The sequence below is a fragment of the Nocardiopsis deserti genome (assembly GCF_008638355.1).
GTDB classification, from domain to species: Bacteria; Actinomycetota; Actinomycetes; order Streptosporangiales; family Streptosporangiaceae; genus Nocardiopsis; species Nocardiopsis alborubida.
Window position 1 is genome coordinate 621,915 of sequence record NZ_VWVS01000001.1, and the last position, 18,914, is coordinate 640,828.

An 18,914-nucleotide genomic window follows, 5' to 3' on the forward strand; every position below is an offset into this window, starting at 1 on the left:
GGGACCAAAGTCCCGGCCCGCGCATTACTTTTGTCAGCTACTCTGCTCGAAACGCCCCACAAGCCCGAAAACGGCATCACCAATTGCCCCGTCCGGGTTAACATGGCTGCGTTTTCAACGAAACCCGAGACGGTTGGGACGAAATTCACCGTGATCCACGAGGTCGGTGCGCAAGAGAAGATCAGTTATGGACGGAACGACCGATTCGCGGGCGGTCCGGTGGGCGGGGGCAGTTTCTGGGTGGGTGACGACGGCCAGCCGGTCGCCAAGATCGGCGGACCGAAGGAGTGGCGGCCCACGCCCATGATCGACGTCCGGGTGGGTGACGTGTTCAGTGTCGGCGGACAGGCGTGGAGGGTGACCGACATTGTCGACGCGGATACTCCCTCCGCATATCTGCTGGCCACGCGAATAAGTTGAGACTCGGGGCCCCGGGCGAACGCCCGGGGCCTTCGCTCTCCTTGTTCCGGTCGGGGTTCGCAACCCCCTGCAACCTTTTACCGATGGGGGATTGCCGGCCCCCGGTTTTGTCGCGGACCCTCATTTCGGGTGCCGCCCGGCGGGGTTTTTGGTGTCTATGTGGCTTGTGTTAACCCTGGGGCTCCAGAGGTGAAGTGCCGGGTAGGAACGCACATCGGCGCAGGTCACGGATGGGAGTGGCGCGTTCACCAGTGTGAATCGAGACGTTCCGGTTATCTGATGGAGGGTGTTCGTGTTACCGGTTCCTCGTTAACGTCTGTGGAGCAGGGCGCGCCCCGGCAGCGGCCAAAGGGAGGGTCCCCCCGCTCTCGGAGAGTCCACGGGCCGCTGCGCCCTGCCGCCCCAAGGCCGGTCCCAGGGGCTGTCCCCCGCCCCTGGGCCTGGCCGCCCCGCGTAGGCGGGGAGGTCCCTCCCCGGACCCCGCGTCCCGCGCGACGCCGCGCGGGGCGGCTCCTCCCGTTCCGGTGCGTGTACGCGTTTCCTGCCAGGTGCCTGCCGAGCGGTGCCCCGACGCCCTCAGAGCCTCTCCGCCCGGCGTCGAGTAGATCCTGTTCCACGGGCCAGCGCTCCCTGTCCTCCCCGGTTTCCGTGATGGTGTTCGGAAATTCGGGTCTTGCGCTAGAACGCGTTTCAGTATTAGTCTCCGGAGGTGCCTGGCCCGGTGAGGGCGCCCGACGGCTCGACCGTGGGGCGCCAGCGGACGGCAGGTGAGGACGGTCGTCCGTCGAAGTCGGATCGCGCCCCGACTCCGGCGGACGGCGTCCGCCCGTCCGTCGGCCGCCCGGGCTCCGCCGCTAGGCGAGCAGGCGGCAGAGTTCGGTGAAGGTGGGACACGGCCAGGCCAGGCGGCACCCCCGGCAGAGGTCCCCGTCCTCGTCGCCGGGGGCGTGCAGGTGCAGCAGGTCCACGCAGACACCGGCCAGGGCGGACACCTCGTCGCGCGCGTTCGCGTAGAAGGCGACGTCGTTGATCCGGGCCAGGGCGTTGGACGGGCCCGCGGTCGGGATGCCGACCGTGTCCGGTTCCCAGGGGACCGCACGCGCCGAGCGCTCCCGGATTCCCAGAACGCACTGGAGCAGTCTCGCGTGCTCGGAGAGGTGACCCCTCCCCGACGCTGGTCTGGTGAACGGCGACATCGCTGATCTCCCCCACCACGTGGATACGCAGCCTCACGTGGTAACACAGCGTATACCCAGTATCGCTCCTTGTCGCGACACGCGGAGGCGGGGCGGGGAAGAAGGGGGGAGGGGAGAGCGGGCCGCCCGGGGAGGGGCGGCCCGCCGAAGGGGGGAGTGAGGATTCTTCTGGACGCGGGGACCCGCTAGCCGCAGCCTCCGCCGCAGTTGCAGGAGCCGCCGCTCTGACAGCCGCAGCCGCAGCCCGAACCGCAGCTGCATCCGCGCAGGTCGGGGGTTGTGGTCATCTGGTGAGTCACAGTCCCTCCAAGGGGCTCGACAGCACCCGTGCGCGATCACGCCGGAGCCTCCCCGGTGGGAGGGGGCGTCACGGGCGCGTTTCCCGCAGGAGACCGTGCCCGTTCGTCGTCGCCCCCAACCGGGGCGGGCGTCGACGCCGCCGGGCCCGCGGGCTCCCCTCGTCCGTCGCGGGGCGCGGGGGCCGTACTGACCTGCGCGGAGGTCCCGTGCGGGTTCAGGCGAAGAAGGTCGGTGCGACCGCCGGACGGCGTGTCATTCGGTAGAGCCAAACCTGGCCGACGAACATGACCGGAATTACGGGACCGAGGGACGCCCACACGAACACCGCGGTCGTGGAGGGTATCGGCGCCGAGGGCAGCTCCAGCGCCGTCAGCGCCACCAGCAGACCGGGGACGGCGATCGCCACCGCCGACGTGTGCCGTGACAGCATCGGGCCCACCAGGCCGCTCGTCGCCGCCAGGGCCGCCAGCAGCACCGCGGCCAGCGCGGCCGCGGGCCCGGGGGACAGGACCGGATCGCCGGGCAGTGCCGCAGCCACCGCCGCCAGCGCCACCGCCCCCAGGGCGAGGCGCGCGAGCGGGCGCGTGTCCCGGGCGGCCACGTCCGCGCTCTCGGAGTCGGCCGGACCGACCAGCCGCTCGGCCCCGAAGGCCGCGCCGCGCAGCGCGAACAGCGCCGTGACGGCGGCCGCGCAGAGCGGCGTGAACGGGCTCGCGGTGAGACCGCCCGCGAGCAGGCCCGCCACCACCAGGCCCCACGAGGCGGCCAGGGTCCAGCTGCCCGCCACGAGCGCGCAGTCGCAGGCCATCCGCCAGCGGTCGCCGTCCACGCGGGCGCGCAGCCACAGCCCCGCGTCTCGGACCAGCCACCCGGCCAGCAGGACGGCGAGCACGGGCCACAGCTCGGCGACCACGTGGTGCTCCAGGACGGGGAACAGGCCCGCCAGGACCCCGACCGCTGCGACCAGCCACACCTCCGAGGCCAGGAAGTAGGGGGCGACGGCGGCGACCACGCGGCGGCGCTGCTCGGGGCCGCGCGCCAGGCGCGGCATCAGCATGCCCAGACCGATGTCGGAGCCCGCCAGGACGAGGTAGCCCACGACGAGCAGGGCGAGGAGTGCGGAGGAGAGGAGGTCCATGGCTGCGGCCTTCCGGGCTCAGTACGTGTGGACGGGGGCGGCGGGATCACGGGGCTCCGCGGGGTCCTCGGGCGGCCGTGTGCGCGGCTCGGCCAGCGGGCCGCCCCCGGGGCCGCGCCGCGCGTAGCGCACCAGGAGCCAGTAGGTGACGGCGGCCAGGGCCGCGAAGGCCGCGGTGAAGAAGCCGAAGGAGGCCGCGGCCGCGGCCGGGGACAGGGGGGACACCGCGTCAGCCGTGGTCAGGTGGTGCACGACCGTCCAGGGCTGGCGGTTGGTCTCCCGGTACACCCAGCCGCCGACGCTGGCCAGGTAGGGCAGGAACGGCGTCACCACGAGCGGGGCGAGGAACCACCTCCAGCGGTCGAGCCCGCCGAGGGGCCAGGCCAGCAGCATGAGGGGGCCCAGGAGGAACATCAGCGCCCACGACGTCACCATCACCAGGTCGCCGGTCGTGTTGGCCGCGTCCAGGAGGGGCCCGCCCGGGTTCGCCGCCTCGATCGCCGCGATCTCCTCGGCGGTGTAGGTCAGCCCGCTCGTGGGCGGGTCCTGGCCGAACAGCCCGAACTGCACCCCGCCGAAGGCCGACACGGGTACCGGCACGAGGCACAGGACCAGCGTCGCGTAGCGGACGCCGCGCCGGAAGACGCCGTGCGCGTCGTCGCGCCGGACGAGGTGGTAGGCGCTGGTCGCGGCGACGACCAGGGCGCCGACCAGCAGGGAGCCGGTGACGATGTGACCGAAGGCCAGCACGGCCGCCGGGTTGGTCATCAGCGCGACGGGGTCGGTCAGATGCGCCACCCCGTCGACCATCTCGAAGCCCACGGGGTTGCGCAGGAAGCCGTTGGAGACCAGCACCCACCACGCCGAGGCGTACGCCGTCGCGGTCACCACGGCGAAGCAGGCCAGGTGCGCCCACCGGCCCATGCGGTCCCACCCGAAGATCCACAGCCCCAGGAACGTGGACTCGACGAAGAACGCGGTCATCGTCTCCAGCGCCAGGGGAGCGGCGAAGGTGTAGCCGAACACCGAGTGCAGACCGCTCCAGTTCAGTGCGAGCTGGAGCTCCATCACCAGTCCGGACAGGATGCCCATCCCGTAGTTGACCAGGTACAGGCCGCCCCAGAACCGCACGGCGGTCATCCGCGAGCGGTCGCCGCGCAGGATGGCGACCAGCTGGGTGGTGAGGACGTAGGGGGCCAGCCCGAGGGTCAGGGCCACGAACATGTAGTGGGTGGCGGCGGTCAGCGCGAACTGGAGCCGCGCCAGCAGGAGGGGGTCTTCGAACATCGTCGGGCCTCGCGTTCGGCGGTGGGAACGCGGTCAAGCATCCGACTGCGGAAGGGGCGGGCACATCGTCCCGGCGGGGACTCCTCGCCGCCCTCCCCGAGGGTAGGGCGGCGGCGGAGGTACTCCGGTGGGCGTACGGGACGACCCCGAGGCGACCCCGAGACGGCTCGGGTGCTCGCGTCCCGGACTCACCGGCTCCACTTCGGGGTGACCAGGGCGCTCTCGTAGGCGATGACGACCAGCTGGGCGCGGTCGCGCACCCCCAGCTTGACCATGGCCCGGCTGACGTGGGTCTTGGCGGTGGCCGGGCTGAGCACCAGGTGGGCGGCGATCTCCTCGTTGGACAGGCCGCCGCCGACCAGGGCGACCACCTCGCGTTCGCGCTCGGTGAGCCCGTTCAGCCGGACCGAGGGGTCGGGCGCGCTCGGCGGCCGGCGCGCGTAGTCGGCGATCAGCCGTCGGGTGATCCCCGGCGACAGCAGCGCCTCGCCGCCGTGCACCACCCGCACCGCCCGCAGCAGGTCCCCGGGCTCGGTGTCCTTGACCAGGAACCCGCTGGCCCCCGCGCGCAGCGCCTCGAAGATGTACTCGTCCAGGTCGAACGTGGTGAGGATGACGACCCGCGTCGCCTCCAGGACGGGGTCGGCCAGGATGAGCCCGGCGGCGGCCAGGCCGTCCACACCGGGCATGCGGATGTCCATGAGGACCACGTCCGGGCGTTCGGCGCGGGTCAGGCGGACGGCCTCCCCGCCGTCGGCGGCCTCGGCGACCACCTCGATGTCGGGAGCGCTGTCCAGCAGCGCGCGGAACCCCGCGCGCACCAGTGCCTGGTCGTCCGCGAGCAGTACCCGGATCAACGGGGCCTCGTTTCCTCGGTGTCGGGGGAGGGAGCGGCCGGTGTCCGGCGGTCCGCACCAGCGCCGTCGAGCGGGAGCCGGGCGCGCACCCGGAACCCTCCACCCCGGAGGGGGCCCGCGTCCACCGTGCCTCCCACCAGGGAGGCGCGTTCGCGCATCCCGGTGATGCCGTTGCCCGGTACCGGCGGCCCGACGGTTCCGGCGCCGTCGTCGGTCACCTCCACGACCAGTGAGGACGCGCGGTGCTCGATGCCCACCCGCGCCGAGGAGGCCCCCGAGTGGCGGACCACGTTCGTCAGCGCCTCCTGGACCGTGCGGTAGGCGGCGGACTCGGTGCTCACGGGCAGGTGCCCGGGCACACCGCTGACCTCCACGGCCACGTCGATCCCCGCGCGGCGGGTGCCCTCGGCCAGCTCCTCCACGCGGCCCAGCCCGGGGACCGGAGACCTGGGCGCGGCCTCGTCCACGGCGCGCAGCACGCCGAGCATGCCGCGCAGCTCGGTCAGCGTGTCCTTGCTGGTCTGCTTGATGGTGGCCAACGCCTCCGCGGCCCGCTGCGGCTCGGTCTCCATCAGGTACAGAGCGGTGCCCGCCTGCACGTTGATCAGGGAGATGTTGTGCGCCACCGTGTCGTGCACGTCCCGGGCCAGCCGGACGCGCTCCTCGGAGGCCCGGCGCAGCAGCTCCTCCTCCCGGGTGCGCAGGGACTCGGCCTCGCGCTCGCGGTCGGCCCGCAGGTACTCCTGCCGCCAGCGCACGACCTCGCCCGCGCACAGCAGGACGAGTACCCAGCCGATGATGCCGACCGCCTCGGGCCGGAAGGACCCGGTCACGAGGACCTCGTAGCCGTTGACGGCCACGAACTGGCCGACGCCCAGCGTCCAGCCGAACGCGCGGTATCCCCAGCGCACCATGGTGTAGAGCATGACGGCGGTGCACAGCATGACCATGCCGTCGGGAAAGCCCAGGGGGTAGTAGCTGGTCGCCGTGACGACCGAGACGAGTGCGGTGAGGCGGGGCAGGGAGGTCCGCCACAGGACCGGCAGGCACGCGGCGAGGATGAGCGCGTACCCCCACGGCCACGGGTCGCGGTCGTCGGGGATCGGGTCGACCAGTTCGATGACCAGGACGCTGCCCAGGGACAGAACGAGCAGGGCCAGGGCGATCCACGCGTCGGTGCGCGCGGGACGCGCAAGGCGGAGGAGTAGTGCTGCCACAACCCCGACAGTACGGGGGTCCCCCCGGGGAGGCCGTCACCCCGGGGGAGGGTTTTCCGGAGGCGGGCTACTCCCCGGGGAGTAGCCCGCCTCCGGAGGAGTCTGCGGGGGCAGGCAGGGCGTCCCTCGGCGGTGCGCAACCACCCGCCGGTAGAGCGCGGGCTGGTGGAGGATCCAGCTGGGTTGGCGTAGAGCGTCACTGGGTCAGCAAGTTAATGGGACTGTGATTTCGGTCTCCGGCCGCGCTCACGTTCACCCGTAGGGGGTTTTGAACCCCCCCACGGACTGAGGCCGCCTGAAAAGGGACACCCCCTGCGGCCGGAGCGCCGCTGTCCGCTCTACGGGTGGGTGGTTGCCCTTTGCGGAGGGCTCCACCCCCCTGCGGTGCACCGCCAGCCCGCGCTCTACGGGTACACGGCTGGGGTTTCCCGGGTGCTCTCTCCGGCTAGAAGACGCCGTCCGGCGGGGCCGGGGAGTCGACGGCGTCGGCGTCGCGCACGGGGGACCGGCCCGAGACGAAGCGGTCCAGCTCCTCGCCCTCCAGCAGGCGGGCCATCTCCGGGTCCCGGTGCGCGCGGCGGCCCAGCTCCTCCACGGGCAGGGGGCTGTGCGAGGCGGTCAGGACCAGGTTGCCGAACCGCCGTCCGCGCAGCACGCCCGGCTCGGCCGACAGCGCCGTGTGCGGCAGCGCCGTCCGCGCGGTCGCCACCTGGCCCCGGGCGTGGGCCAGCCCCCCGCCGTCGCCGATGTTGACCACCAGCGTCCCGGACGGCCGCAGGACGCGCGCCAGTTCGGCGTAGAACTCCACCGACGTCAGCCGGGCCGGGGTGCGCGCACCCGCGAACACGTCGCTGACCACCAGGTCCGCGCTGTCGGCGTGCCGGGCGGCGATCCACTCCCGGGCGTCGCCGATGCCCACGCGCAGCTGTGCCCTGCGGTCCCAGGGCAGCCGCCTGCGCACCATCTCGACCAGGGGCGCGTCCACGTCCACCGCGCGCTGCCGGGAACCGGGACGGGTGTGGGCCACGTAGCGGGCCAGCGTCAGCGCGCCCGCGCCCAGGTGCAGGGCGTCCACGGCCTCCCCCGGCGGCGCCACGAGGTCGGCCGCGTGCGCGATGCGGCGCACGTAGGAGAAGTCCAGGTACGCGGGGTCGGCCAGGTTCACGTGGGACTGGGGCGTACCGTCCACGACCAGGAACCACGAGTCGGACCGGTCGGCGTCGGCCAGCAGCTCCGTGCCCGAGTCCCCGTCGGCCTCAGGTTCCTCCCGCGCGCCGCGTCTGCCCACTTCCGCCTCCGTTCGTCGGCCCCAAGACTATGCACAGGCCCGAGCGAGCGTGCCCGGGGTGGCGCTAGCCTGGGGATCCCAAGTTTCGTTGCCAGGCTCCTACCTGGCATTGCAAGTTCCCTTGCGTATCCCACGAGGAGTGGCCGTGCTACTGCGGATGTCGACCCTGTTCCTGCGCACCCTGCGTGAGGACCCGGCGGACGCCGAGGTGCCGAGCCACAAGCTGCTCGTCCGCGGCGGGTTCGTGCGCCGTGCCGCCCCCGGCGTCTACACCTGGCTGCCCCTGGGCAAGATCGTCCTGGAGAACGTCTCCCGGATCGTGCGCGAGGAGATGGACGCCATCGGCGCCCAGGAGGTGCTCCTGCCCGCGCTGCTGCCCCGCGAGTACTACGAGGCCACCGGGCGCTGGGAGGAGTACGGCGACACCCTGTTCCGCCTCAAGGACCGCAAGGGCGCCGACTACCTGCTCGGCCCCACCCACGAGGAGCTGTTCACGCTCCTGGTCAAGGGCGAGTACTCCTCCTACAAGGACTTCCCGGTCACCCTGTACCAGATCCAGGAGAAGTTCCGCGACGAGGCGCGTCCCCGCGCGGGCGTGCTGCGCGGCCGCGAGTTCCACATGAAGGACTCCTACTCCTTCGACATCGACGACGAGGGCCTGCGCGCGTCCTACGCCGACCACCGCGCCGCCTACATCCGCGTCTTCGACCGGCTGGGCCTGGAGTACGTGATCGTGTCGGCCACCTCGGGCGCCATGGGCGGATCGGCCTCCGAGGAGTTCCTGGCCGTCGCCCCGACCGGCGAGGACACCTTCGTGCGCAGCACGGAGTCCGACTACGCCGCCAACGTCGAGGCCGTGGCCGTCCCGGCCCCCGAGGCGCTGCCGGTCGAGGGGCTGCCCGAGGCCGCGGTCCACCACACCCCGGACACCGCCACCATCCAGACTCTGGTGGACTTCCTCAACGGCGCCGGGCTGGGCCGCGACTTCAGCGAGGCCGACACCCTCAAGAACGTCCTGGTCAAGACCCGCACGCCCGGCGCCAAGGAGTGGGAGCTGCTCGCCGTCGGCCTGCCCGGCGACCGCGAGGTGGACTTCAAGCGACTGGAGGCGGCGCTGGAGCCCGCCGAGGTCGCCCTCCTGGAGGAGGCCGACTTCGCGGCCAACCCCTTCCTGGTCAAGGGCTACATCGGCCCCCGCGCGCTGCTGGACAACAAGGTCCGCTACCTGGTCGACCCCCGGGTGGTCACCGGCACCGCCTGGGTGACCGGCGCGGACGAGGCCGACCACCACGTCGTCGACCTGGTCGCGGGCCGCGACTTCGTCCCGGACGGCACCATCGACGTCGCCGAGGTGCGCGACGGCGACCCCTCGCCCGACGGCAGGGGCACCCTGTACACCGCGCGCGGCATCGAGATCGGCCACATCTTCCAGCTGGGCCGCAAGTACACCGACGCCTTCCAGGTGGACGCCCTGGGTCCCGACGGCAAGCCCCGGCGGGTCACCATGGGCTCCTACGGCATCGGCGTCTCGCGCGCCGTCGCCGCGGTCGTCGAGCAGTCCCACGACGACAAGGGCGTCGTCTGGCCGCGCGAGGTGGCGCCCGCCGACGTGCACGTGGTCGGCACCGGCAAGGGCGAGCAGGTCGAGGAGGCGCTGCGGATCGCCCGGGAGCTGGAGGCCAGGGGCCTGCGCGTCCTCGTGGACGACCGCAAGGGGGTCTCGCCCGGAGTCAAGTTCACCGACGCCGAACTCCTGGGCATCCCGACCGGCGTCATCGTCGGCCGCGGCCTCAAGGACGGCCTGGTGGAACTGCGCGACCGCGCCACCGGCGACCGCGAGGAGGTCGCCCTGACCGAGATCGTGGACCGCGCCGTCGCCGCCTGCCGCGCGTAGCGGGTGACGGAAAAGGGGGGGAGGGCCCGGGCCCTCCCCCCCTTTTCCGTCACCCCGGAGCCCTTCGCGCATCGGCGGCCGCCCGCGACGCCGAGGGTTCCGTCAGCGGCTATCCGGCCTCGTCGAAGCCGGGCAGGGCGTCCAGCGCCCCGCCCCACTCCAGCATGCGCACGGTCGTCTCCTGCAGTGCCCGGGCGCCCGTCACCCGCAGGTCGGTGTCCCGTGAGGCGGTCAGCCACAGGTGGGCGCGCGCGGCCGCCTGCTCCAGCCCCGCGGCGTAGGTGTCGACGGCCTCGTCGCCGTACTCCTCGGCGACCGGGTAGGAGGCCAGCGCGGGCGGTGGATCCACGCCCCGCTCCACCGCGGCCGCGTGCAGCGCGTCGCGCAGCGCCTTGTGCTCGTGGGCGGTGCTTCCCGCGTGGTCGCGGCGGCCCTCGTCCTCGGCGGCCCCGCCGATGAACTCGTACCCGTACACGGCCGCGTGTTCGGCGCGCAGCGCCTCGGCCAGCGCCTGGGGGCCGGGGTCCGGCTCCTCACCGGTGGACGCGGGGCTCTCGCTCACCTTGCTACCTGCCTTCCGTCTGGGGGTGTGCGCCGCTACTGCTCCTGGGCCAGCAGGTGGGCGTGCCCCGCCTCGCACGCGCCGATCGCGCTGATCAGCTGCGCCAGCGCGGAGTCGGTGACGGCGCCCGCCTGGTCCAGCCGGGCACCGGTCGCCGCGGCCTCCAGCACGCGCAGCGCCGCGGTCCCCGGCGCCGCCTCCGGAACGGGGGCCTCCTCGGGGGAGGAGGGGTCTCCCGAGGGCTCGGGGGAGGGGGACGGGGCGTCCTCGGGGAGGGACTCCAGCAGCGCGTCCAGGTGGGACAGGTGGTGTTCCAGGAACCGCTCCAGCAGCTCCACCCGACCCGTCCCCTCGGCGACGGCGGCCTCGTAGCGCGCGATCATCCGCTCCTTCTCCCGGACCACCGCACGCAGCACGTACACGTCCGGGGTCACGTCGGAGGGGTACCACTCAGCACCGCCGCACCCGGCCAGGCCCACGGCTCCCACAGCGGCCGTCGCGCCCAGCACCGTGCGACGGCTGACACGGCCGATCCCCACGCGCTCTCCCTCCCGTGCGGTGCGGGCCGCTCCGCGGCGGCCCCCCGGCCCCCCATCCTTCCACGTCCCGTACCGCGCGGGGGACGCCGCCTCGTGGGCGCGTCCCGGAGGGCACTCGCCGACGCGCCCCGGCCACCGACGGCGACCTGGAGGGGTTCCGGGTGTGGATACCCTTGCAGCACAACCGCCGTCGCACGCGACGCGCGGTCGGCCCGCGTCCCCGCACCAGGGGGCGGGCAGCTGAAGTCGAAGACTACGTACAGAGCTGGACCGCCCCGTACACCGGCCCGACGGCCGCGCGGGCGGGATCTTCGCCGTTGGAGGAGCAGGACCACATGGGAGCGCAGGCGCGCGAGGAGCGCATCGCCGAGCTGCTGGAGCCGGTACTGGCCGAGGCCGGACTGGACCTGGAAGCCGTCGAACTCACACCGGCTGGCAAGCGACGGGTGCTGCGCGTGGTCGTGGACTCCGACAACGGGGTCGACCTGGACACGGTCGGCGAGGTCAGCCAGGAGGTGAACACCCTGCTGGACTCCTCCGACGTCATGGGCGCGCAGCCCTACGTCCTGGAGGTCACCTCGCCGGGGGTGGACCGCCCGCTGACCCAGCCGAGGCACTGGCGCCGCTCCCGAGGCCGCCTGGTGATCGCCTCCCTCACCGAGGGCGGCAAGGTCACCGGGCGCGTCACCGGCGCCGACGACGACGGGGTCACCCTGGACGTCGAGGGTCAGCCCCGCACCTTCACCCACGCCGAACTCGGCAAGGGCAGGGTCCAGGTGGAATTCCGCCACGATGCCGACACCGACGCGGCGGACTAGAGGGGGAGCCCCGTGGATATTGACATGAGCGTTCTGCGCAGCCTGGAACGCGAGAAGGACATCTCCGTCGAACTCGTGGCCAAGGCCATCGAGGACGCGCTTCTGATCGCCTACCACCGCGAGGAGGGCCCCGAGAAGCGGGCCCGCGTCGAGCTCAACCGCTCCACCGGCCACGTGACCGTGTGGGTGGCCGAGACCGACGAGGACGGCGAGTCCGTCGGCGAGTTCGACGGCACCCCCACCGGGTTCGGCCGCATCGCGACCTCCACCGCCAAGCAGGTCATCCTCCAGCGTCTGCGCGACGCCGAGGACGAGCTGACCCTGGGCGAGTTCGCCGGACGCGAGCACGACATCGTCTCCGGCATCATCCAGCAGGGCAAGGACCCCCGCAACGTGCTGGTGGACCTCGGCAGGATCGAGGCGGTCCTGCCCCCGCAGGAGCAGGTGCCCACCGAGACCTACACCCACGGCGAGCGCCTGCGCGCCTACGTCGTGCAGGTCCGCAAGGGCCACCGCGGCCCCTCGGTCACCCTCTCGCGCACGCACCCCAACCTGGTGCGCAAGCTCTTCGAGTTGGAGGTCCCCGAGATCGCCGACGGCACCGTCGAGATCGCGGCCATCGCCCGCGAGGCGGGCCACCGCACCAAGATGGCCGTCCACTCCAACCGCGGCGGGGTCAACGCCAAGGGCGCCTGCATCGGCCCGCTCGGCAGCCGCGTCCGCAACGTCATGGCCGAACTCCACGGGGAGAAGATCGACATCGTCGACTACTCCGAGGACCCGGCCGTGTTCGTCGCCAACGCCCTGTCCCCGGCGCGGGTCAACTCCGTGGAAATCCTCGACATGGCCTCCCGTGTCGCCCGCGTGGTCGTGCCCGACTACCAGCAGTCCCTCGCGATCGGCAAGGAGGGCCAGAACGCCCGTCTGGCCGCGCGTCTGACCGGCTGGCGCATCGACATCCGCTCCGACGCCGAGCCCGCGGGGGAACCGGACCGGGAGGACGCAGTCGAGGGCGACGACACCGCCGCGACGGGCTGATCGGGTCGCGCGCATGCCTCGACGCGATAGGGTGGCCCATGGCGGTCCCGACCGCCCCGTGCGTACGTGCGTGGGGTGTCGGTCGCGGGCAGTCCAGTCCGACCTCGTGCGGCTGGTGGCCGAGGGCACGGTCATCACGCCCGACACCCGGGGTCGTCTTCCGGGGCGCGGCGCCTACCTGCACCACGATCGGCGGTGCTTCGAGCTCGCCGAACGCCGCAGGGCCTGGTCACGCGCCTACCGGAGGGGAGCGGGCGCCAACGGGTGGGACGTCTCACCCGTGGCGGCCCTGATCGACGCCGCCCCGCGTGGCGGATCGGGTCAGCGTTCCCGATAGGGTTGGAATGTCTGGGCCGACTTCTGGGTTGTACAGACCGAGGTCGGCGTCCAGTGCTGTGTCGGCACGGAGAAGCCGGCCCATTGTTGTGTAGCGATGAGGAAGCAGGTCGAGATTGCGATGAGCGCCTGATGAGTACGCAGCGATGAGTAACTCGAGCTAACGACGGTCCGGCACAAGCCCATGTCCCGGACCGAAGCTGAAGGAGAGTAGTGGCGAAGGTCCGGGTATATGAACTCGCCAAGGAGTTCGGTGTAGAGAGCAAGGCCGTTCTGGCCAAGCTCAACGAGATGGGTGAATTCGTCCGTTCGGCGTCCTCGACCATAGAGGCCCCCGTCGTACGACGCCTCCAGGAAGCTTTCAACAACGGTTCCGACGGCGGTCGCAAGGGTTCGGCTCCCAAGCCCGGCCCGCGTCCCGCCGCGGAGAGCGGCGCCGCCCCGAAGCCGGGTCCGGCGCCCAAGCCCGGCCCCCGGCCGGCTCCCGCGCCCAAGCCCGCCCCGCAGGGCGAGGCTGCCCCGCAGAGCGAGCCCGCTCCGCGTGTGAACGCGCCCAAGCCCGGCCCCAAGGCTCCCCGCGGCGAGGCTGGCGCCCGCCCCGGCGGCGCCCCCAAGCCCGGTGCCCAGGCCGGCCCCGCTGGCCGTCCCGAGGGCGGACGCCCTGAGGGCGGACGTCCCGAGGGTGGTCGCGCCGAAGGCGGTCGCTCCGAGCGTCCGCAGCGCGGCGGCGACCGCCCCGAGCGCGGCGAGCGTCCGCAGCGCGGCGGCGACCGTCCCGAGCGCGGCGGGCCCCGTCCCGGTCCGCGTCCGTCCGGTCCCCGTCCGGGCAACAACCCGTTCGCGTCCAACGCCTCCGGCATGGGCTCCAAGCCGGCCGCCCCGCGGCCCGGTGGCGGCGCTCCGCGTCCGGGTCCGCGTCCCGGCCCGCAGGGCGGCGGCGACCAGCGCGCTCCCCGTCCGGGTGGCGGCGCTCCGCGTCCGGGTCCGCGTCCCGGCCCGCAGGGCGGCGGCGACCAGCGCGCCCCGCGTCCCGGCGGCGCAGCGGGCGCTCCGCGTCCGGGCGGTGCCGCGGGTCCCCCGCGTCCCGGTCCCCGGCCCGGCGGTCCGCGTCCCAGCCCGATGAACATGCCCTCGTCCCGTCCGGCGGCGCCCGCGGGTGGCGGTCGCGGCGGTGGCGGCGGTCGTCCCGGCGGCGGCGGTGGCCGCGGTCGCGGGGGAGCCCCCGCGGGTACCGGTCCGCGTCCCGGTGTCGGTGGCGGCGGTCGTCCGGGTGGCTTCGGTGGCCGTCCCGGCGGCGGTGGCCGCGGTCGCGGCGGCGGTACGGCCGGTGCGTTCGGACGCCCCGGTGGCCGTCCCGGACGTGCCCGCAAGTCCAAGAAGCAGCGGCGCCAGGAGTTCCACGACTTCCAGGCCCCGTCGTTCGGCGGCGTCAAGATCCCGAGCGGCAACGACCAGACCATCCGTCTGTCCCGCGGCGCCTCGCTGTCGGACTTCGGCGACAAGATCGACGTCAACCCGGCGTCGCTCGTCCAGGTGATGATGCACCTGGGTGAGATGGTCACCGCGACCCAGTCCCTTCCGGACGAGACCCTGATGCTGCTGGGCGAGGAGCTCAAGTACAGGATCGAGGTCGTCAGCCCGGAGGACGAGGACCGCGAGCTGCTGGAGTCCTTCTCCATCGAGTTCGGCGAGAACGAGGGCACCGCGGAGGACCTGCGTCCGCGTCCGCCGGTGGTCACCGTCATGGGTCACGTCGACCACGGTAAGACCCGACTGCTGGACACCATCCGCAAGACCAACGTCGTCAGCGGCGAGGCCGGCGGTATCACCCAGCACATCGGTGCCTACCAGGTCGCCACCGAGGTGGACGGCGAAGAGCGCAAGATCACCTTCATCGACACCCCGGGCCACGAGGCGTTCACCGCCATGCGTGCCCGCGGTGCGAAGGTCACCGACATCGCGGTGCTGGTCGTGGCGGCCGACGACGGCGTCAAGCCGCAGACGGCCGAGGCCATCGACCACGCCAAGGCGGCCGAGGTGCCGATCGTGGTCGCGGTCAACAAGATCGACGTCGAGGGCGCCGACCCGCAGCGGGTCCGCGCGCAGCTCACCGAGTACGGCCTGGTGGCCGAGGAGTACGGCGGCGACGTCCAGTTCGTGGACATCTCCGCGCTCAAGGGCGACAACATCGAGACCCTGCTCGAGTCGATCGTGCTGACCTCCGACGCAGCGCTCGATCTCCAGGCCAACCCGGAGATGGACGCGCAGGGTCTGGCCATCGAGGCCTACCTGGACCGCGGTCGCGGTTCCATGGCCACGGTGCTGGTCCAGCGCGGCACGCTCAACGTCGGTGACTCGATCGTCTGTGGTGACGCCTTCGGCCGCGTCCGCGCCATGCTCGACGAGCACGGCCAGAACGTGCAGAGTGCCGAGCCGTCCCGTCCGGTGCAGGTGCTGGGTCTGACCAACGTTCCCAGCGCCGGTGACAGCTTCCTGGTCGTCAAGGACGACCGGGTGGCGCGGCAGATCGCCCAGCAGCGTGAGGCGCGCGAGCGCTTCGCCCAGCAGGCGCGTTCGGCCCGCCGGGTCACCCTCGACAACTGGCAGAACGCCCTGAAGGAGGGCGAGCGCTCCGAGCTGCTCCTCCTCATCAAGGGCGACATGTCCGGTTCCGTCGAGGCGCTGGAGGAGTCCCTGCTCAAGATCGACGCCGGTGGCGACGAGGTGAGCATCCGGGTCATCGGGCGCGGTGTCGGTGCGATCACGCAGAACGACATCAACCTGGCGGCCTCCGCCGAGGCGATCATCGTCGGCTTCAACGTTCGGCCCGAGGGCAAGAACAGCGAGCTGGCCGACCGCATGGGCGTGGACATCCGGTACTACTCGGTGATCTACCAGGCCATCGACGAGGTCGAGGCCGCGGTCAAGGGTCTGCTCAAGCCGATCTACGAAGAGGTCCAGCTCGGCAGCGCGGAGATCCGCGAGGTCTTCAAGGTGCCCAGGATCGGCAACATCGCCGGTTCGATCGTCCGCAGCGGCCTGATCCGCCGCAACTCCAAGGCGCGGCTCATCCGCGACGGGGTCGTCATCTCCGAGAACCTCAACGTGGACTCCCTGCGTAGGTTCAAGGACGACGCGACCGAGGTCCGTGAGGGCTTCGAGTGCGGTATCGGTGTCGGCTACAACGACCTGCGTGTCGAGGACGTCATCGAGACGTACGAGATGCAGGAGAAGCCCCGCGACTGATCCTCGCGGAGCATGACCAGACGGGGCCCCGGCCGTGCGGCCGGGGCCCCGTGTTTCGCGCCGCAGCCAGCGGCACACGACTCCACACACCACAGGTGATCACTTGTACGTTGGGGCGCTGACCCTGGACGTCCTTCTCGGTGACGTCCACTCGCTCAAACAGAAGCGTTCGCTGGTCCGACCCGTCATCGCCGAGCTGCGCCGCAAGTTCTCGGTCTCGGTCTCCGAGGCGGGCGACCAGGACCTGTACCGCCGCGCCAAGATCGGTGTCGCGGTGGTCGCGCCGACGGCGGCGTACGCCCGGGAGCTGATGGACTCCTGCGAGAGCTTCGTCGCGGGCCGTCCCGAACTGGAGCTGCTCTCCGCCAGGCAGCGGCTCTTCAACGAAGAGGAAGACTGACGATGGTTGACGCCGCACGCGCGCGCAAGATCGCCGACCGCATCCAGCGCATCGTCGCCGAGATGCTGGACCGGCGCATCAAGGACCCGCGCCTGGGATTCGTCACCGTGACCGACGCGCGCATCACCGCCGACCTGCGGGACGCCACGGTGTACTACACGGTGTTCGGCACCCCGGACGAGAAGGCCGCCTCCGCCGCCGCCCTGGAGAGCGCCAAGGGCGTGATCCGCAGCGAGGTGGGACGCCAGACCGGCATCCGGCACACGCCGAGCCTGACCTTCGTCGTCGACGAGGTGCAGGAGAACGCCCAGCACATCGAGGAACTGCTGCTCAAGGCGCGCCAGTCGGACGCGGAGCTGGCCGAGAGGGCCAGCGGCGCCCAGCCCGCGGGCGAGGCCGACCCCTACCGGGCGCCCCGCGAGGACGAGCGCGACGAGGACGAGTAACACCCCCGGCGGCGGCGCGGACCGCGCCGCCGCCCTTCACCCCGAGGAGCACCATGGCCGAGAGCGGCGTCGTGGTCGTCGACAAGCCCGCCGACTGGACCTCGCACGACGTGGTCGCCAGGACGCGCGGTCTCGCGCGCACCCGCAGGGTCGGCCACGCGGGCACCCTGGACCCGATGGCCACCGGTGTCCTGGTGCTGGGCATCGAGAAGGGCACCAAGCTCCTGGGCCACCTGACCCTGACCGAGAAGGTCTACGAGGCCACGATCCGCCTCGGCCTGACGACCAACACCGACGACGCCGAGGGCGAGCCCCTCGTGCGCACGGACGCCTCCGGAGTCCGCGAGGAGGCCGTGCGCGCCGCCGTGGACAGGCTCACGGGGCAGATCCAACAGGTTCCGCCCCAGGTCAGCGCGATCAAGGTGGACGGCAAGCGCGCCTACAAGTCGGCGCGTGAGGGCAAGGAGGTGGCCCTCAAGGCCCGTACGGTCACCGTCGCGGAGTTCACGGTCACCGACGTGCGCCGGATCCCCGAGGCCGACGGGGGGTTCGTGGACGTGGACGCCGCCGTCACCTGCTCCAGCGGCACCTACATCCGTTCACTGGCCCGCGACATGGGCGCCGACCTGGGCGTGGGCGGGCACCTGACGGCGCTGCGGCGCACCAGGGTGGGCCCCTACGACCTGTCCCGGGCGCGCACGCTGGACGAGCTGGCCGAGGAGTTCACGCAGGTCCCGCTCGCCGAGGCCGTCGCCGCGGCCTTCCCCGCGCGCGCCCTGAGCGAGGACGAGGAGCAGCGGATCCGGCACGGCAACCGGATCGACCCGGACGGGTCCGGGCACGGCCCGGTCGGCCTCTTCGCCCCGGACGGCCGCGTCGTCGCCCTGGGGGAGAACCGCCGGGACCACATGAAGCCCGTGGTGGTCTTCGAACCCGCCTGACCCCGCGCGGACCCGCCCGGTCAGGCGGTTCCGAGGAACCGGGCGAGGGCCGCGGTCAGCTCGCCGGGGCGCTCCACGGACGGCAGGTGGCCGGTGTCGGGCATCTCCAGCAGCCGCGCCCCGGGCACGCCCTCGGCGTACAGGTCCGCGACCTCCCGCACCTGTGCGATCTCCGACAGCCCCTTCACCACCAGCGTCGGCACGGCGATCTCGCCCAGGCGGTCGTTGGCGGGCCGCTCCGGCCAGCGGGTGGTGCGGACCGGCCCGGACCACTCACGGGCGAACAGCTCGCGCAGCATGAGCAGCACCAGGTCCCAGGCCTCCGGCGAGACGTCCTCGGGCACCCGCCCGGGACCCAGCACCATGAATCGGGCCTGGGCCTCGGCCATCGCTGCCACGTCCCCGGGGTCGGGATCGGCGCGTCCCGCCCGGTACACCTCCAGACGCTCGTGGGGGACGGCGCCCAGCACCATCTTGCGCGCCTCGCGTACGAAGACCTCAGGCCACTCGTGTCCCGACATCCCCGGGCACACCAGGGCCAGGGCCTCCACCCGCTCCGGGGCGGCCAGCGCCGCGTCCGCGCAGTAGGCGCCGCCGAAGGAGGCGCCGACCAGGGTCGCCCGGTCGATCTCCAGGGCGTCCATGAGGGCCAGCAGGTCCTCGTGGTGGTCGGCGGGGCCCTCGTGGTCGGCTGAGCCGCCGTGGCCGCGCCAGTCGTAGCGGACCACCCGGTGGGTCCTCGCGAACTCGGTGAACTGGTGGTCCCACATGCGCCGGTCGGCCACACCGGCGTGCACGAAGACGATCGCGGGACCGGAACCGGCCTCGTCGTACGCCAGTCGGGTCGTACCCGTGTCGATCATCGCCATCGGTGCACGGTAACCGCCCCGCGGACGTGTGCCAACCCGGTCCCGCCGCGGGCGGAGCGGCCGGACGCGCGCCCGGGCCTCAGCCGCGGCGGAGCCCGGCGTCCTCCAGTTCCTCACGGACG

General features: G+C 72.7%; 18 protein-coding genes. 9 read left to right on the forward strand and 9 right to left on the reverse strand.

Annotation, left to right across the window (positions count from 1 at the left end; genetic code table 11):
* Window positions 1-150 precede the first annotated feature (150 nt).
* Complete coding sequence (locus FYW99_RS12410) at window positions 151-420, forward strand: DUF6406 domain-containing protein (RefSeq protein WP_061079880.1); 270 nt, start codon at window positions 151-153, stop codon at window positions 418-420.
* An 854-nt stretch (window positions 421-1,274) separates the two neighbouring features.
* Here the strand turns inward: FYW99_RS12410 and FYW99_RS12415 are convergent.
* From FYW99_RS12415 to FYW99_RS12440, 6 genes are all read right to left on the reverse strand, one after another.
* Window positions 1,275-1,616: a hypothetical protein gene (locus FYW99_RS12415; RefSeq protein ID WP_150252151.1), complete on the reverse strand. Its 342-nt coding sequence runs from the start codon at window positions 1,614-1,616 to the stop codon at window positions 1,275-1,277.
* Window positions 1,617-2,130: 514 nt separating this feature from the next.
* Window positions 2,131-3,054 (reverse strand): cytochrome d ubiquinol oxidase subunit II, encoded by a 924-nt coding sequence (locus FYW99_RS12420; RefSeq protein WP_150252152.1) that lies wholly within the window; start codon window positions 3,052-3,054, stop codon window positions 2,131-2,133.
* A gap of 18 nt (window positions 3,055-3,072) precedes the next feature.
* A complete protein-coding gene (locus tag FYW99_RS12425; protein WP_150252153.1) occupies window positions 3,073-4,341 on the reverse strand; it encodes a cytochrome ubiquinol oxidase subunit I in 1,269 nt (422 codons plus the stop codon).
* 188 nt (window positions 4,342-4,529) lie between these two features.
* Window positions 4,530-5,198: a response regulator gene (locus FYW99_RS12430; protein ID WP_150252154.1), complete on the reverse strand. Its 669-nt coding sequence runs from the start codon at window positions 5,196-5,198 to the stop codon at window positions 4,530-4,532.
* On the reverse strand, window positions 5,195-6,415 hold the full coding sequence (locus FYW99_RS12435) for a sensor histidine kinase (RefSeq protein WP_150252155.1): 1,221 nt from the start codon (window positions 6,413-6,415) through the stop codon (window positions 5,195-5,197). The genes FYW99_RS12430 and FYW99_RS12435 overlap by 4 nt, the downstream gene beginning before the upstream one ends.
* 445 nt (window positions 6,416-6,860) lie before the next feature.
* Entirely contained in the window at window positions 6,861-7,703 is an 843-nt protein-coding gene (locus FYW99_RS12440) for a spermidine synthase (RefSeq protein ID WP_150252156.1), read from the reverse strand.
* A gap of 157 nt (window positions 7,704-7,860) precedes the next feature.
* Between FYW99_RS12440 and FYW99_RS12445 the strand changes: the two genes are divergently transcribed.
* The gene (locus tag FYW99_RS12445; RefSeq protein ID WP_150252277.1) at window positions 7,861-9,597 is read left to right on the forward strand and encodes a proline--tRNA ligase; all 1,737 of its coding nucleotides are present in this window, start codon (window positions 7,861-7,863) and stop codon (window positions 9,595-9,597) included.
* A gap of 109 nt (window positions 9,598-9,706) precedes the next feature.
* On the opposite strand, the gene FYW99_RS12450 is transcribed toward FYW99_RS12445, so the two are convergent.
* Both FYW99_RS12450 and FYW99_RS12455 read right to left on the reverse strand, forming a co-directional pair.
* A complete protein-coding gene (locus tag FYW99_RS12450) occupies window positions 9,707-10,159 on the reverse strand; it encodes a ferritin-like domain-containing protein (protein ID WP_150252157.1) in 453 nt (150 codons plus the stop codon).
* 35 nt (window positions 10,160-10,194) lie between these two features.
* Window positions 10,195-10,698 (reverse strand): ferritin-like domain-containing protein, encoded by a 504-nt coding sequence (locus tag FYW99_RS12455; protein ID WP_150252158.1) that lies wholly within the window; start codon window positions 10,696-10,698, stop codon window positions 10,195-10,197.
* 335 nt (window positions 10,699-11,033) lie between these two features.
* Between FYW99_RS12455 and rimP the strand changes: the two genes are divergently transcribed.
* The 7 genes from rimP to truB all read left to right on the forward strand — a co-directional run bounded on the left by rimP (window position 11,034) and on the right by truB (window position 17,923).
* Window positions 11,034-11,516, forward strand: a complete 483-nt coding sequence (gene rimP / locus FYW99_RS12460; RefSeq protein WP_017566203.1) for a ribosome maturation factor RimP — start codon at window positions 11,034-11,036, stop codon at window positions 11,514-11,516.
* A 24-nt stretch (window positions 11,517-11,540) separates the two neighbouring features.
* Window positions 11,541-12,554 carry a transcription termination factor NusA gene (gene nusA / locus FYW99_RS12465; RefSeq protein ID WP_061079868.1) on the forward strand — a complete coding sequence of 338 codons (1,014 nt, stop codon included), beginning with the start codon at window positions 11,541-11,543 and terminating at the stop codon, window positions 12,552-12,554.
* A gap of 13 nt (window positions 12,555-12,567) precedes the next feature.
* Window positions 12,568-12,891 carry a YlxR family protein gene (locus tag FYW99_RS12470; protein ID WP_082768287.1) on the forward strand — a complete coding sequence of 108 codons (324 nt, stop codon included), beginning with the start codon at window positions 12,568-12,570 and terminating at the stop codon, window positions 12,889-12,891.
* A gap of 212 nt (window positions 12,892-13,103) precedes the next feature.
* Window positions 13,104-16,136, forward strand: coding sequence for a translation initiation factor IF-2 (gene infB, locus FYW99_RS12475; protein ID WP_150252159.1), 3,033 nt, complete (start codon window positions 13,104-13,106; stop codon window positions 16,134-16,136).
* Between the two features lie 103 nt (window positions 16,137-16,239).
* The gene (locus tag FYW99_RS12480) at window positions 16,240-16,536 is read left to right on the forward strand and encodes a DUF503 domain-containing protein (protein ID WP_150252160.1); all 297 of its coding nucleotides are present in this window, start codon (window positions 16,240-16,242) and stop codon (window positions 16,534-16,536) included.
* A gap of 2 nt (window positions 16,537-16,538) precedes the next feature.
* Window positions 16,539-16,982 (forward strand): 30S ribosome-binding factor RbfA, encoded by a 444-nt coding sequence (gene rbfA, locus FYW99_RS12485; RefSeq protein ID WP_061079864.1) that lies wholly within the window; start codon window positions 16,539-16,541, stop codon window positions 16,980-16,982.
* 53 nt (window positions 16,983-17,035) lie between these two features.
* Window positions 17,036-17,923 carry a tRNA pseudouridine(55) synthase TruB gene (truB, locus tag FYW99_RS12490; protein ID WP_150252161.1) on the forward strand — a complete coding sequence of 296 codons (888 nt, stop codon included), beginning with the start codon at window positions 17,036-17,038 and terminating at the stop codon, window positions 17,921-17,923.
* Window positions 17,924-17,943: 20 nt separating this feature from the next.
* On the opposite strand, the gene FYW99_RS12495 is transcribed toward truB, so the two are convergent.
* Window positions 17,944-18,792, reverse strand: a complete 849-nt coding sequence (locus FYW99_RS12495; protein WP_150252162.1) for an alpha/beta fold hydrolase — start codon at window positions 18,790-18,792, stop codon at window positions 17,944-17,946.
* Window positions 18,793-18,914 lie beyond the last annotated feature (122 nt).